General features: G+C 75.8%; 9 protein-coding genes, 1 tRNA gene and 2 pseudogenes. 9 read left to right on the top strand and 3 right to left on the bottom strand.

What is annotated here, in order from left to right; translation table 11 throughout:
- Positions 1-1533, bottom strand: a 1533-nt coding sequence (locus G6556_RS10870) for a polysaccharide lyase family 1 protein (RefSeq protein ID WP_166941203.1), incomplete at its 3' end; no start/stop codon positions are given.
- A gap of 107 nt (positions 1534-1640) precedes the next feature.
- On the opposite strand from G6556_RS10870, the gene G6556_RS10865 reads away from it, so the two are divergent.
- Positions 1641-2549: a dihydrodipicolinate synthase family protein gene (locus G6556_RS10865; RefSeq protein WP_346774838.1), complete on the top strand. Its 909-nt coding sequence runs from the start codon at positions 1641-1643 to the stop codon at positions 2547-2549.
- 57 nt (positions 2550-2606) lie between these two features.
- Here G6556_RS10865 and G6556_RS10860 read toward each other — a convergent pair whose 3' ends face one another.
- Complete coding sequence (locus G6556_RS10860) at positions 2607-3839, bottom strand: AI-2E family transporter (RefSeq protein ID WP_166941201.1); 1233 nt, start codon at positions 3837-3839, stop codon at positions 2607-2609.
- A 186-nt stretch (positions 3840-4025) separates the two neighbouring features.
- Here G6556_RS10860 and G6556_RS10855 point away from each other — a divergent pair.
- From G6556_RS10855 to G6556_RS20225, 3 genes are all read left to right on the top strand, one after another.
- A tRNA-Leu gene (locus tag G6556_RS10855) sits at positions 4026-4109 on the top strand.
- Positions 4110-4314: 205 nt separating this feature from the next.
- Positions 4315-4701: a VOC family protein gene (locus G6556_RS10850; RefSeq protein WP_166941199.1), complete on the top strand. Its 387-nt coding sequence runs from the start codon at positions 4315-4317 to the stop codon at positions 4699-4701.
- A gap of 394 nt (positions 4702-5095) precedes the next feature.
- Positions 5096-6304, top strand: coding sequence for a GNAT family N-acetyltransferase (locus G6556_RS20225; RefSeq protein WP_166941197.1), 1209 nt, complete (start codon positions 5096-5098; stop codon positions 6302-6304).
- An 81-nt stretch (positions 6305-6385) separates the two neighbouring features.
- Here G6556_RS20225 and G6556_RS10840 read toward each other — a convergent pair whose 3' ends face one another.
- Positions 6386-7057: a class I SAM-dependent methyltransferase gene (locus G6556_RS10840; protein WP_166941195.1), complete on the bottom strand. Its 672-nt coding sequence runs from the start codon at positions 7055-7057 to the stop codon at positions 6386-6388.
- A 108-nt stretch (positions 7058-7165) separates the two neighbouring features.
- On the opposite strand from G6556_RS10840, the gene G6556_RS10835 reads away from it, so the two are divergent.
- The 5 genes and pseudogenes from G6556_RS10835 to G6556_RS10815 all read left to right on the top strand — a co-directional run.
- Positions 7166-8641: a DUF3375 domain-containing protein gene (locus G6556_RS10835; protein ID WP_166941193.1), complete on the top strand. Its 1476-nt coding sequence runs from the start codon at positions 7166-7168 to the stop codon at positions 8639-8641.
- Positions 8642-8711: 70 nt separating this feature from the next.
- Positions 8712-9293: pseudogene (locus G6556_RS19540) on the top strand (DUF4194 domain-containing protein); the annotation flags it as partial.
- A gap of 257 nt (positions 9294-9550) precedes the next feature.
- Complete coding sequence (locus tag G6556_RS10825; RefSeq protein WP_166941189.1) at positions 9551-12916, top strand: SbcC/MukB-like Walker B domain-containing protein; 3366 nt, start codon at positions 9551-9553, stop codon at positions 12914-12916.
- Between the two features lie 26 nt (positions 12917-12942).
- Positions 12943-13467 (top strand): adenylyl-sulfate kinase, encoded by a 525-nt coding sequence (locus G6556_RS10820; protein ID WP_346774837.1) that lies wholly within the window; start codon positions 12943-12945, stop codon positions 13465-13467.
- A gap of 234 nt (positions 13468-13701) precedes the next feature.
- A pseudogene (locus G6556_RS10815) lies at positions 13702-14141 on the top strand (M23 family peptidase); the annotation flags it as partial.

Raw genomic sequence — 14141 nt, 5'->3', positions numbered from 1 at the left:
GCCCCCGCCGCCCGGTGGCACCGTGGGCTCCGGCGGGTCGGTCGGTCCGGGGCTGGGCGTCGCGCCCGGCTCCTCGGTCACCGGCTGCAGCACCCCGGCACCGGCCTCGACCAGCACGACGTCCCGGACCTCCGCCACCTCGTGCACCGGCCCCCCGCGCACGCCAGCCGCCACCGGGTCCCACCGCGCACCGGCGGCGAGCCGGGCGTCCTCGGGAGCAGAGTCGTTGTACGCCGCCAGGACGTCGAACTCGACGCCGTTGACCAGCGTCTCGCTCGCGTGCAGGCGCGTGCCTCCCCAGCGCTTGACGATCGACGCGGCGCGGACGTCCGGCGGCAGGTCGAAGACGTTCCGCTCCGCCCAGATGCTCGACTCGACGCCGACGCCCCACGCGTAGTCGAACAGCCCGGCACCCGCGTCGGTGACCCGGACGTAGTTGTTGTAGACGTCCACGTCCCCGAACCGGACCCGGGGCAGCCGCTGCCCGGCGTCGTCCCAGAGGTTGTGGTGCCAGGTCACGCGCAGGCGGCCGCCGTCGAGCGCCTGGCGTCCGTCGCCGGACCCGACGAGGTTCGTCTTGTCGTGGTCGCGGAACACGGAGTAGGAGACGGTCACGAGGTCGGACTCGTGGGTGATGTCGAGCAGCCCGTCGTGCACCTCGAACGGCCGGCCGAACACCGTCGGCAGCGAGGCCGGCGGGTGGTCGCCGTCGTCGAAGGTCACGTGGTCGACCCAGACGTTCTCGGTGGTGTGCACGCTGAGGTTGTCGTAGAGCGCGTTCCAGTTGCCGGTGCTCGTGTCGTCGGGGTCCCACTCGGGGAAGCAGTCGTAGGCGTCGGACAGGTGCAGGTTCCGGACGATGACGTCGCGGACGCCCTGCACGTGCAGGTGCGCCCCGACGATCCGCGCGTCGTCGCCGATCCCCAGGATCGTCACGTGGGACCCGACACGCTGCCGCACCTGCGCGGTCTGGACCGCCGCCGCCCGCGCGCGGGCCTCCTCGAGCGGGCCGGTGGGCGGGTCCCAGCCCCAGACGGCGGGGTCGTAGGTGGCGATGTACTCGGCCATCGAGAACGGGCGCGGGTCGTCGTCGGCGACCTGCACCTGCGCCGCGAAGTCGTCGCAGGTGGGCAGGCCGGTCGCCGGGTCGTCGAACCCGAACGCGCGGATCTCGCCCGCGACGAGCACGATGCGCGGCACGTCCTGCCGGTGCGCGTCCGCGCCGCCGAGGGCCGCCCGCAGCTCGTCCCACGTGCGCACGACGTGCACGTCCTGCGGGGCCGCCGCCGCGCCGCCGGTGGTGCCGGTCCCCGCCGAACCCCAGCCGTCCCCGTCGCCGAGCGTCTCGCGGGCCAGCGCCAGCCAGCCCGGGTCGACGCCGTCCAGCACCCCGTCCTCGTCGGCGGCCCGCGTGCCGACCCCGTCGGCACCGCGCCCCTCGCCGCCCGCGGCCCAGGTCGTCCCCGTGCTCGCCAGCACCAGCGCCACCAGTGCCCCGCCGACCCGTCGTGCCCGTCGTCCTGCCCGCCTCATCCTCGACTCCCTCGTCCAGAACCGGTTCCTCGACGCTAGCGACCCCGGGAGCGACGGCGCTACGCCAGTTTCCGGACGGACCGCGGGCGACGTGCCAGACTGCCGCCGTGCCTCTCCTGGGATCGCTCGCCGTCTACCTGCCCACCCCGCGCGGCCAGGAGGGCGAGGTGGTGATCGACCCGCTGGAGCGCCTGGTGGACGACGCGGTCGCGGCGGGGGCGTCCGCCGTCGCGGTGCTCGGCAGCACCGGCGGCTACCCGTACCTCACGGCCGGTGAGCGCCGGCTGGTCGTCGAGGCCGCCGTCGAGGCCGCGGCCGGCCGGGTCCCTGTCGTGGCGGGCGTGGGCGCGTTCACGACGGACGAGGTGGTCGTGCACACGATCGTCGCCGAGCGGGCCGGTGCGTCGGCCGTCCTGCTGCCGACGCTGGCGTACCTGCCGCTCACCGACGACGAGGTCCTCGACCTGGTCGCGGGCGTCGCGGACGCGGCCCGCGTGCCGGTGTGGCTCTACCACAACCCGGTGAGCACGACGTTCCGGTACTCGGTCGAGACGCTCGCGCGCGCGGCGCGGGTCCCGGGCGTCGGCGGCGTGAAGGACCGGGGGAGCGACGCCGAGGAGCTGCGGGCCCGGGTGACCGCGCTGGCCGCGACGGTGCCTGCGGAGGTCGAGCTGGGGTGCAGCGGCGACGTGCTCGGCGTCGAGGGCCTGCTCGCCGGTGCCCGGACCTGGCACTCGGGCCTGGCGAGCGTCCTGCCCGGGTGGTACGTCGCGGTCGCGGACGCCGCCGTGGCCGGCCGGGCCGACGAGGCCCGCGCCCTGATGGCGCGGCTCGCGCCGGTCGCGCAGCTCGTCGCGTCGCTCGGCGGCCCGCGGGCGGTGCACGCGCTCGCGCCCGTCCTGGGCACCGACCTCGGTCGGCTGCCGGCGCCGCTGCGGCCGGTCGACGACGCGGGGGTGCGTGCGCTGACCGCCGCCGTCGAGCAGCTCGGCGACGCGCCGGCCCGGGTGCGCTGACCACCGCCGCGAAGCGGCCGGGCGACGCGCCGGACCCCGTGCGACGGCGGCGCGGGGTCAGCTCGTCGCCGCGTCCTCGCCCTCGTCCTCGTCGACGGGCCGGACCTCCTCGGCCGCCTCCTCGGGCTCCATCGGCGGGTCGGGCTGGTGGAACCGCGACCAGATCGCCCACACCACCGACACCAGCGGCACCGCGATGACCGCGCCGAGGATGCCCGCGGTGAGGGTGCCGCCGGTGACGGCGAGCGCGACGACGACGGGGTGCAGCGAGACCTGCTTGCCCATGACGAGCGGCTGCAGCACGTGCCCCTCGAACTGCCCGATGAGCGCGATGCCGATGCCGACGACCGCCGCCTGGATCGGGCCGTTGGCGGCCAGGGCCACGATCATCGCGATCACCATGGCCGCCGGCGCGCCGATGAGCGGGATGAACGCGCCGATGAGGACGAGCACGGCCAGGGGCGCGGCCAGCGGGACCCCGATGATGGACAGCAGGATGAACGCGAGCAGCCCGTCGGTGACGGCGATGATCACCGTGCCGCGTGTGTAGCCCGAGAACGTGTACCAGCCGGCGCCGCCCGCGGTCTTCCACGAGTCGCGCACCGACGACGGGAGCTGGTTGACGAACCAGGTCCACATGTCCTGCCCGCGGGCCAGGAAGAAGATCGCGCAGAAGACCGCCAGCGCCAGCGCCGTGAACACCTCGACCACGGAGCCGGCCGACGCCGCGACCTGGCCGGCGAGGTCGCCCGCGTGCTCCTGGACCCACTGCCGCCCGTTGTCGATCCACTGGGCGATCTGGTCGTTGCTGATCGAGAAGGGCAGCGGCCCGTTCTCCAGGAAGTCGACGATCTGGTCGATGCCGTCGCCGAACTGCCGGGACAGGGCCTGCCACTGGTTCGCGACCGAGTAGCCGACGTAGAACACCATCCCGGCGAGCACCAGGAACCCGGTCAGCAGCCCGAGGGCCGTCGCCAGCGCCCGCGGCATCACGCGCGTGTAGAACTCGACCACCGGTCGCAGGACCGCGGTGAACACGAACGCGATGAAGACGGCGACGAACAGCAGCTGCACCTGCGCTGTGGCGAAGAACACCAGCGAGATGCCGGCGAGCAGGACGAGCAGCCGCCAGGTGATGCCCGCGGAGGTCCGCAGCCAGCGCGGCACGCCGTCGTCGAGGGCGGCCCCGGTCGCGGCCCGGCGCTGGCCCGCGACCCGTCGTGACGCGGATCCGGGCGGTCCGCCGGCCCTGCCGGTGCCGTACCGGTCGGCGCCGCTCTGCTCCGCCATCGTGGGTCCCACCTCCGAGCGCTGCTGGGCGACGCGCCCGCCGCCGTGCACCGCCGGACGCCCTCGCCAGTGTGCCCCCACCTGCGGATGCGTGCTCGGCCGCCACTCCGTGCTATGTTTTCTGCCGCACCTGAGGGGTCGGGAAGCGCGGAAGAGCGCTCCTCGTACTCGTCAGGCGTACACCCTGTCCGGGTGGCGGAATGGCAGACGCGCTAGCTTGAGGTGCTAGTGCCCGTATAGGGCGTGGGGGTTCAAGTCCCCCTCCGGACACTCGTTGAGACAGCGACGACGAAGGCCCCGATCCCCGCCAGGATCGGGGCCTTCGTCGTCCTCGGTGTCGCCGCCGTGCCCGCGACCCGGCCCCGGTCCCACCAGCAGCCCACCCGCAAGAAGAGGTCAGGACCTGACCGCTTCCGCGACCACCGTGGGTCGTACGGCCGGGCGGTCCGGCCGGTGACGACGGACGGGGACGACCATGCTCCAGGGACTGGCGACGTCGAACTTCCAGGCGGCGGACCTCGCGGCGGCCCGCGACTGGTACACCGCGCTGTTCGGCCTCGAGCCGTACTTCGTGCGGGACGGCTACCTCGAGTGGCGGCTGGGCCGTGACGGCGACGAGTTCGGCGTCGTGGACGCCCGGTTCGTCCCGGGTGCGCTCGACCGCACGCCGGGCGGCCAGTACACGTACTGGGCCGTCGAGGACGTCGACGCGGCGGTCGCGACGCTCGTCGAGCGCGGGGCCACGGTGCACGAGCCGCCGACGACGCGCGGCGAGGGCTTCCGGACGGCGGCGGTGGTCGACCCGTTCGGGAACGTGCTCGGGGTGATGACGAACCCGCACTGGGCCGGCACCCGGGACTGACCCGCTCGCCGGAACGCGCACGTCGCTGACCGGTCCCGTGCCACGATCGGGCGCGGAGCTGCTCGACGCCTGAGCGACCGGGGTGCCCGCCTCGGACGCCCGGCGGCGCCCGTTCCTGGGCCGTCCGGGCGTCGCCGGTTCGGGGGAACCTCGCGGTGGGGCGGGGGAGCGCCGGCCGCCGCGATCGCGCCGCCACCCCGGCTGGACGGCCCGCTGACCTGGTCCGACGTGGCGGGGGAGTCCGGCGGTCGTCCTGCGCCCGCGGCTGTGACCGCCGCGCGCGACCGGGCGGCCGGTTCCGGCTTCACCCTGTGACTGCCGGAAATGTGTACAAACCGGACAGTAGCCTCACCGCGACCGATGCCCCACCGGCAACGACGCACCGGAGGACACCGTGCACGCCCGCCTCGTCCCGCTGCCCCGCGTCACCGCCGCCGACGTCCGCGCCTGGCGCCGGCTCGCCGACGCCGCCGTCGAGCCCAACGTCTACCTGGACCCGCGGTTCCTGGTCCCGGCGCGCCACCGCGGCCGGGACGTCGCGGACGTGCGGCTGCTCGTCGTCGAGGAGGGGGGCGAGTGGCTGGCGCTGCTCGCGCTCACGGCGACCACCGTGGTCCCCGGGGTTCCCCTGCGCGCCGTCACCACCGGCGGCACGTTCATGACCACCCACTCCGACCGGCACCACCCGCTCGTCCGGGCGGGGCGCGAGGTCGACGCGCTGGGCGCGCTGCTCGGCGGGCTGCGCGAGGTCGGGCTGCCCGGCCTGGTCCAGCTGCAGCACTTCCCGCTCGACGGGCCGCTCGCCGGGGCGCTGCGCCGGGTGGTGGCGCGCGGCGGGATGCTCGTCCACGAGCGCCGGCGCACCGAGACCGCCTACGCCCGGCGGTCGGCGGTGCCGGAGCCGGTGGCGTCCGCGGTCGGCACGCCGCTGGTCGACCCGCCGTTCGCGACCAACCACATGGGCGCCGGGCGGCGCAAGGACCTGCGCCGCCGGCTGCGCGGTCTCGCTCGCGACGCGGGCGGCCCGGTCGAGCTGCACGACGTGAGCGACGACCCCGCGGTGGACGCGGAGTTTGCGGCGTTCCAGGCGGCGGGCTGGAAGGGTGACGCCGACCGGGGCGGCGCGGCGCTCGGGCTGGACCCGGTGGCGTACCGGTGGTTCCGGGACGTCGTCGCCGGGTTCCGCCGCGACGGCGACGCGATGGTGCTGCGGCTCACCGCCGGCGGCGACACGGTCTACCTGAGCTACGCCCTGCGGTCGGGCGGCACCTACTTCGGCTTCCTCGACGCGTTCGACGAGCGGTACGCCAAGTACAGCCCCGGCGCGGTGGGGCGGCTCGCGGAGCTGACGTACGTCCTCGGCTCGACGGACGCGCCCGCGCTGGACCCCGCCTTCGACGCGCGGTATGCCGCGGGCACCCGCCTGTACCCGGAGCGCCGCGAGCAGGCCGACCTCCTGGTGTCGACCCGCGGGCTGGTGGCCCGGACGGCCGTCCGAGCGGCGCCGGTCGCCGCGCGGTTCGGGATCGGCGCCCGGGCGGTCGGCCTGCCGCTGGTCCCGGTGGGCGGCGAGCTCGCGGAGTGGCTCGCGCTGGTCGCCTGAGGCCCGCTCGCAGGTGCGCCGTCCGCCCGCCCGTCCCGACGTCGTGCGGTCGGCGGTCGTCCACGACCATGCCGGCCGCGGTCAGCGGCGCGACACGGCCAGCAGGTGGCCCGACGGGTCCGGCGCCCCCGGGTGCCGTGTCGCGCGCCCGGCGAGCACCCCCGCGCCGGAGGCGGGCCGGTCGAGCGGCGGCACCAGTGCCAACGCGCGCGACCCCCGCCCTCCGACCCCGGCGACCGTGACGTCCCGCAGCCCCGCGTCCTCGACCTCGCCGGCGACCGCGGCGGCGGTGCGCCCGTGCCCGGTGGCGAACCCGGCGACCAGCACCCCGTCGGGCCGCAGCACGCGGCGGGCCTCGCCGAGCAGCGCGAGCCGGTCGGCGCGGGAGGGGACGTGGTGCAGCGGCCCGAGCAGCAGCACGACGTCGAACGAGGCGTCGGGGAACCGCAGCGTGCGGGTGCCGGCGGCCTGGGCCGCGGCGCCGCCCGCGTCGCGCGCGGCGGCGACGCGCTCCGGCGCCGAGTCGACCAGCGTGACGGGGTGGCCGCGTCCGGCGAGCCACGACGCGTGCACGCCCGTCCCGCCGACGTCGAGCACCGCGGCCCCGGCCGGCAGGTGCTCCGCCAGCAGCCGTCGGGTGCCGGCGAGCTCGGCGAGCCCCGTGGCGGACGGCGTGCCGAGCGGCGACGACACGTCGGACCCGCCGTCGTCGTCACGGCGGCGGTGCACCTCGAGGTCCGGCCGGCTGCCCATCGAGCCAGTCTGCGCGCGCTGCGGCGCACGTGTGGGCGACTTCGGTCCCGGATCGCGACCCGGCCCGGCGTCCGGACCACCCCCGCCGGTCACCTACGCTGTCCGGCGATGATCACTCGTGCCGAAGGGGCGTACCTGGGCGCCGTCCGGGCGTTCCAGAACCCGATGCTGGACCTGCTCCACAAGCGGCACGCCCCCCTCGTCGTCTCCCTGCTCTCGCTCGTCTTCACGGCCGAGCGCCCGCAGGTCCCGGTCGCCGACGCGCACACCGAGGTCGGCGACGCCCTCGAGCAGCTGCGCGCGGCCGGGCACGGGGACGACCTGCCGGCCGGGTCGGCGCGCGACCTGTGCCGGCAGTGGGCCGACGCCGGCTGGCTGGCGAGGCAGGTGCTGGACGACGACGTCGAGGTCTACAGCCTCTCGGCGCACGCCGTCGGCGCGCTGGAGGTCGCGGGCCGCGCCGGGGGCACGCGGGCGCGGGTGTCGCAGTCGCGCGTCCGGACGCTGCTCGACGCGGTCGAGCGGCTGGCCGAGGACGCCGACCCCGACGCGATGATGCGGATGGCCCGGCTGGACGCCGAGATCACCCGGCTGCGGGGCGAGCTCGACCGGATCCAGCGGACGGGCGAGGTCGAGCAGACCGACGAGGAGACCCTGCTGGAGGAGGCCGAGAACGTCCTGCACCTGGTGCGGGAGCTGCCGGCCGACTTCGCCCGCGTCGCGGAGTCGATCAAGGTCATGCAGCGCGACGTCGTCCAGGCGCTGCGCCAGGACGAGCGCCCGACCGGCGAGGTGCTGCGCGAGTACCTGGAGCGCGGCGAGCACGTCATGGACGCGACGCCCGAGGGCCGTGCGTTCGCCGGTGCGCTCCGGCTGATCGGCGACCCGCAGCGGCTCGACGCGCTCGCCACCCAGCTGTCGACGGTGCTGCGGCACCGGTTCACGCGGCGGCTGCCCGACCAGCAGCGCGCGGAGCTCCGGGACATCGGCCGCCGCATCGAGCAGGGGCTCGACCAGGTGTTCACCGCGCAGCGCGAGGCGTCGTTCGTGATCACCGCGCAGGTGCGCAACCACGACCCGCTGCGCGACCGCCAGGTCGACGAGCTGCTCCGCGACGTGATGACCGGCCTGCAGGCGTGGGTCCCCGGCGCCCGCCGCGGGCAGGCCGTCGACCCGCTCCGCCGGCTGCCGGTCGCGGAGGTCGAGCACCTGCGGCAGACCGCCGGCGACGTGCGCCCGGCCGAGCCGCCGAGCCCGCTCGCGGCGTGGGACGACGACGACTCCGACGCGTCGGCCGCCGAGGCGCTGGCCTGGGGCGGCCCGCACTACGCCGACCTGGGGTCGCACCTGGTGGCGTTCGCCGGGGGAGCCGGCACGGTCGACGTGGGGGCGGCGTTCAACGCGGCCCCGGAGCCGCTGCGCCGGCCGGTCGACCTGCTCGGCCTGCTGGAGCTCGCCCACCAGCGCGGCATGACGGAGACCGACGAGGTCGCCTTCGTGGACGCGGTCCGCCCGGACGGCACCCGGCGGCGGTTCGCGTTCGGCGGCGTGACGACACTGACGAAGGACGAGGACGATGACTGACACCACGACCGCCGACCGCCCGGAGGTCCCCGGCGCCGACGACGTCGAGGCGTTCATCGACACCGTCTCGATGGAGGAGGACCCGGCCGAGCTGTTCCCCGGCGACTCCGGGACGCTCGACGCCGACGTCCGCCGCGTGCTGGTCCGGCTGCTGCAGCGCCGGTTCCTGCTGGCCGAGAAGAACCGGCAGCAGTGGCGGACCCTGCTCGACAACCAGCAGGTCATCGAGTCGCGGCTGCACGACCTGTTCGTGCACCTGGTCGTCGACCACCAGCGGGGGATCGCGTACAAGCGGCAGGTGCGGTCCGACGAGCTCGACGTGCCCGTGCTGCTCCGCGACGAGGCGTACACCCGCGCCGAGACCCTGGTGCTCGTGCACCTGCGGACCGTGTTCCAGCGGGAGCGCGGCGCGGGGGAGACCTCGGCGCGCGTGGACGTCGAGGAGATCGAGCAGACCGCGCTGACCTACTTCGACCCCGACGACACGAACGTCGCCGCCCGGCAGCGGGAGATCCGCGCGGCGGTGCTGCGGCTCGCCAAGGAGGGCGTGATCGAGGAGGAGTCGGAGGGCCGGTACCGGGTCACGCCGCTGGTCGAGGTCGTGCTGAGCAACGACCGGCTGGCGGAGCTGAGCGCGTGGCTGCGGGAGCAGGTGCGCGCCGGCGGCGCCGTGGCGGAGGACGAGGCGCCGGGCGACGACGCGGTTCCCGCCGGGGACGAGGCGGCCGAGGACGAGGCTGCCGCCGAGGACGCGGCGGCCGACGACGACGCCCCCGCCGGCGACGCCGTCGCGCCGGAGGGTGACCAGTCCGCCGAGGAGCCGGTCGACCTCGGGCCGACGCTCGAGGAGGCCGCCGCCGCCCCCGCCGCCGCTGCACCCGCCGACGGCACCACCGAGGAGGTCGCACGATGACGATGGTCGACACCCTGTTCGGCCTGATCCCGGCCGCGTCGACGGGCCAGCAGTGGGTCGCCCGCGACCTGCAGCTCGTCAACTGGGGCGGCTACGACGGCCACCACCGGGTCCGGTTCGCGCCGACCGCGACGCTGCTGTCCGGCGGCTCGGGCTCCGGCAAGTCGACGCTGATGGACGCGTACATCGCGCTGCTGATGCCGCACACGACGCCGTTCAACGGGGCGTCGAACGGCGGCGTCGTCGGCCGCCCGCGCGGCAAGGACCAGCGGAACATCCTGTCCTACTCGCGCGGCAAGCTCGACGAGACGCGGGACGCGGACGGCACGAAGCAGCGGGTGCTGCGCGGCGACGGCCGGGACACCTGGTCCGCGATCGCGATGACGTGGGTGGACCAGGCCGGCCGTGAGCTCACCGCCGTGCGGGCCTGGTACGTGCCGTCGGCGGCCCGGACGCTCGAGGACGTCATCGCCCTGCGCGCGACCGCGGACGGCCCGTTCGACCTGCGCGACCTGGAGGCCGCCGCGGCCGACCGGTTCCCGCGCCCCGTGCTCACCGCCGCCGGGCTCACGCCGTTCGACACCGACCGCGAGTTCACCGCGCGGCTGCACTCGACGCTCGGCATCGGCGCGACCGGTGACGGCGCGAAGGCGGTCGCCCTGCTCGGGCGCATCCAGGCCGGCCAGCAGATCACCACCGTCGACGCGCTGTACAAGGCGATGGTGCTGGAGGAGCCGAGCACGTTCGCCACGGCCGACGCCGTCGTCGAGCAGTTCGACAAGCTGTCCGGCACCCGCGAGCAGATGATCACCGCGCGCCAGCAGGTCAAGGCGCTGGAGCCGATCCGCGCGCACCGCGAGGCGCTGGACGAGGCGGCCGAGCGGCTGCGCGTCATCGACCGGGTCGGCACGTTCGACGACGACCGGTCGACGGCCGCGCTGTGGCGGCACGAGCGCCGGCTCGGCCTGCTGCGCGCCGTCGAGGAGGAGCTCGGTCGGGAGCACCAGCACGCCGAGAAGCGCGCCGCGGAGACCACCGGCCGGATCGCCGCCGCGCGGTCCGAGCTCGAGGGCGTCCGGGAGACGCTGTGGTCATCGGGCGGCGACCGGTTGGCCACCGCGCAGCGCGAGCTCGTCGCGACGGAGGACCGGCTGGAGCGCGTCACCCGCGCCCGGGGCCGGCTCGACGACGTGCTGCGCACCGCGTTCGGCACCACCGTGTCGAGCGAGAAGGAGTTCGACGCGCTGGCCGCGCGCGGCCGCCAGGCGCAGGCCGACGGCGACGCCAAGTCCGAGGCCCGCGCCGAGTTCGGCACCGCGATGTCGGAGAAGAAGGCGGCCGGGGTCGACCTGGCGGTGCTCCGCTCCGACCGGGACGCCGTCGCGCGCCGGCAGGACAACATCCCGGGCGACCTGCACCGGGCGCGCGCGGCGCTGGCCGAGGCGGCCGGGCTCACGCCCGAGGAGCTGCCGTTCGTCGCCGAGCTGGTCGAGGTCCGCACCGAGCACGAGCCGTGGCGGGACGCGTTCAACCTGGCGCTGGGCGGGTTCGCCACGCTGCTGCTGATCGACGCGGCGCACGTGACCGCGTTCCGCCGGGCCATCGACGCCGTGCCGACGGCGCGACGCATCCGGTTCGAGGGCGTGCCCACGGACCTGCGGTCCGACGTGGCGCTCGACCCGCGGACGCTGCCCGGACGGCTCGACTTCCGCAGCGGCCCGTTCACCGGCTGGCTGCGCAGCGAGCTGGCGAGCCGGTTCGCGTTCGTCTGCGTCGACACCCCCGGCGAGCTGTCCCAGCACCCCAAGGCGCTGACCCGGTCGGGCCAGGTGTCCGAGGGGCGCCGGGGCGCGCACGGCGGCCAGGGCCGCGCCAACGTCCTGGGGTTCACCAACACCCGCCGGCTGGCGCACCTGGACGAGCAGATCGCCGCCGCGCAGGCCCGGCTGGACGACGCGGAGCGCCAGGTGCGGGCCGCCGAGGACCGGCTGGATGCGCACGACGTCGAGCTGCGCGCCTACGAGCAGCTCGACGCGGTGAGCTGGGACCAGGTGGACGTCGCGGCGGTCGAGGCCGAGCGCGCCCGGTGGGCGACGGTCATCGAGGACGTCACGTCGGGCAACCCCGAGGTGACCCGGCTGCAGCAGCGGGTGGTCGAGCTCGAGAAGACCATCCGCGACCTGACCGAGGAGGTCGGCCGGACCAAGGGCTCCGTCGAGGACCTCGGCGGCCGGTGGTCGACGATCACCGACGAGGTCGACGCCGCGCAGCTCGCCCTGGACGAGGCGCAGGACGCGGGCGTGACCGTCGGCGACGACCAGCGGGCCTACCTCGACGCGCTCCTCGGCGGGTCGTCCGGAGGTGGCGCGGGTGCGTCGCGCCCGGCGCCGGCCGCCGCGCTCGCCGCGTTTGACAGCACCGTGGCGCGGGCGAACGAGATCCTGCGCACCGACCTGCTCGCCGCGCAGCAGACCATCGGCGCCGCCCGCGAGGCGCTGCGCCGGACGTTCGAGACCTTCGTCGAGCGCTGGCCCGACCCGAACCTCGGCACCGACCCGGACGGCTCGTACGCCGACTTCGCGCGCATCCTCGCGGCGCTGGAGACCTCCGGGCTGCACGAGCTCGAGGCCGAGTGGCGCAAGAGCCTGCTGCGGCTGTCCGGCAACGACCTCACGGACCTGCACCACGGCCTCAGCCGGTCGGTCCGGGAGATCAAGGAGCGCATCCAGCCGGTCAACGACATCCTCGCGGACCTGCCGTTCGCCGACGACGACCACCGGCTGCGCATCGACGCCCGGGACACCCAGTCGACGGTGGTCGCCCGGTTCCGCAAGGAGCTCAAGGACCTCAACGAGCTGCTGGCCACCGAGGCGTCCGACGCCGAGCGCGAGCGCCGGTACCACCGGATGGCCAAGGTCATCGACCGGATCCGGCGCACGTCCCCGGACTTCGCCGACCTGGTCGACGTCCGCCGGCACGTGCGGCTGAGCGCCGAGAAGGTCGACCTCGACGGGAACCACGTCGCGCTCTACGACCACATCGGCGAGAAGTCGGGCGGCGAGTCGCAGGAGCTCGTGGCGTTCATCGTCGGCGCGGCCCTGCGGTACCAGCTCGGCGACGCCGGGGCCCCGCGCCCGCGGTACGCGCCGGTGTTCCTGGACGAGGCGCTCATCAAGGCCGACGCGCGGTTCACCGGCCGGGCGATCGGCGCGTGGCGCGGGCTCGGGTTCCAGCTCGTGATCGGTGCGCCCAACGACAAGTTCAGCGCGCTGGAGCCGCACGTCGACCTGAAGTACGTCGTGCTCAAGGACACTGCCGGGCGGTCGCGGACCAAGCCCGTCGCGGGCGTCGCGGCGGACTGACGCGGCGGGCGGAGGGGAGCGCGGCGGTGGAGCCGGAGGTGCTGCTGGTCGCCGGGCGGTCCGGCTCGGGCAAGTCGTCGGTGGCGTTCGAGCTGTCGGCGCAGTGGCAGCGGGCCGGGCTCGCGCACTGCCTCGTCGACGGGGACAACCTGTCCGCGGCGTACCCGAAGCCGCCGTCCGACCCGCAGGGGACAGCGCTGACCGAGGCGAACCTCCGCGCCGTCTGGGGCACCTACGCCGCGGCCGGCTACCGGCGGCTCGTGTACGTCAACACGGTGAGCGTGCTGGAGCGCGAGCTGGTGACCCGGGCGCTGGGCGGCCGGGCGCGGGTGTCGGGGGTGCTGCTGACGGCGTCGGCCCGGACCATCCGGACCCGGCTCGGCGCGCGGGAGATCGGGTCGGCGCTGCGCGAGCACCTGGACCGGTCGGCCGCGGCGGCGGAGCTGCTCGACCGCGCGGCGGGCCCGTGGGTGACCCGGGTGGCGACGGACGGTCGCACGGTGGAGGAGCTGGCGGCGACGGTCGCGGCGGCCTCGGGCTGGGAGGCCTGAGGCCACCTCGCGGTGCGCCCGCGTGCCCGTCCGCCGCCCCGCTCATCCCGCGTGCCGCCCACGCGTCGGTGACACCTGTCGCCGAGAGAGGGCCGCCGGGCCGAGATAGGGCCGTGCGCCGTCCTATCTCGGGCGCGCGGCCCTATCTCGACGCCCGCGTGGCGGGCGAGGGAGCGCGCGGGGGCGAGAGGCGTCGGAGGGCGCACGCGCGCGGCCGCGTGGGAAGGTGCGCGGGTGAGGGGCGACGGTGCGGGTTCCGCGGTCGTGGTCGACCTGCCCGGTGACGGGTGCTGGCGGGTCGAGAACAGCCCCGCGCGCCGGGTCCCGAGCCACGGGACGGACCTGCTCGGGCTGCGCTACGCGATCGACCTGGTCGGGGTGGACGCCGACGGGCGAAGCGCCCGGACGGTCGACTGGCGGACGGTGCTCGGCGTCGAGCCGGCGGGGCAGTTCGTCGGGTTCGGGCGACCGGTGCTGTCTCCGGTCGCGGGCACGGTGGTCGTCGCGCACGACGGCGAGCCCGACCACGGCGGCCGGCGGTCGCCGATGACCCTGCTGCCGTACGCGCTCGGGCAGGCCGGTCGGCTGCGGCGGGGGATCGCGGCGGTGGCGGGCAACCACGTGGTCGTGGCGCGGGCCGACGGGGTGTGCGTCGCGGTGGCGCACCTGCGCGC

This window comes from Cellulomonas sp. IC4_254 (assembly GCF_011603975.1).
Taxonomy (GTDB): Bacteria; Actinomycetota; Actinomycetes; order Actinomycetales; family Cellulomonadaceae; genus Cellulomonas.
Note: the sequence above shows the minus strand (reverse complement) of the source record. Positions and strands in the feature narration are given on the sequence as shown.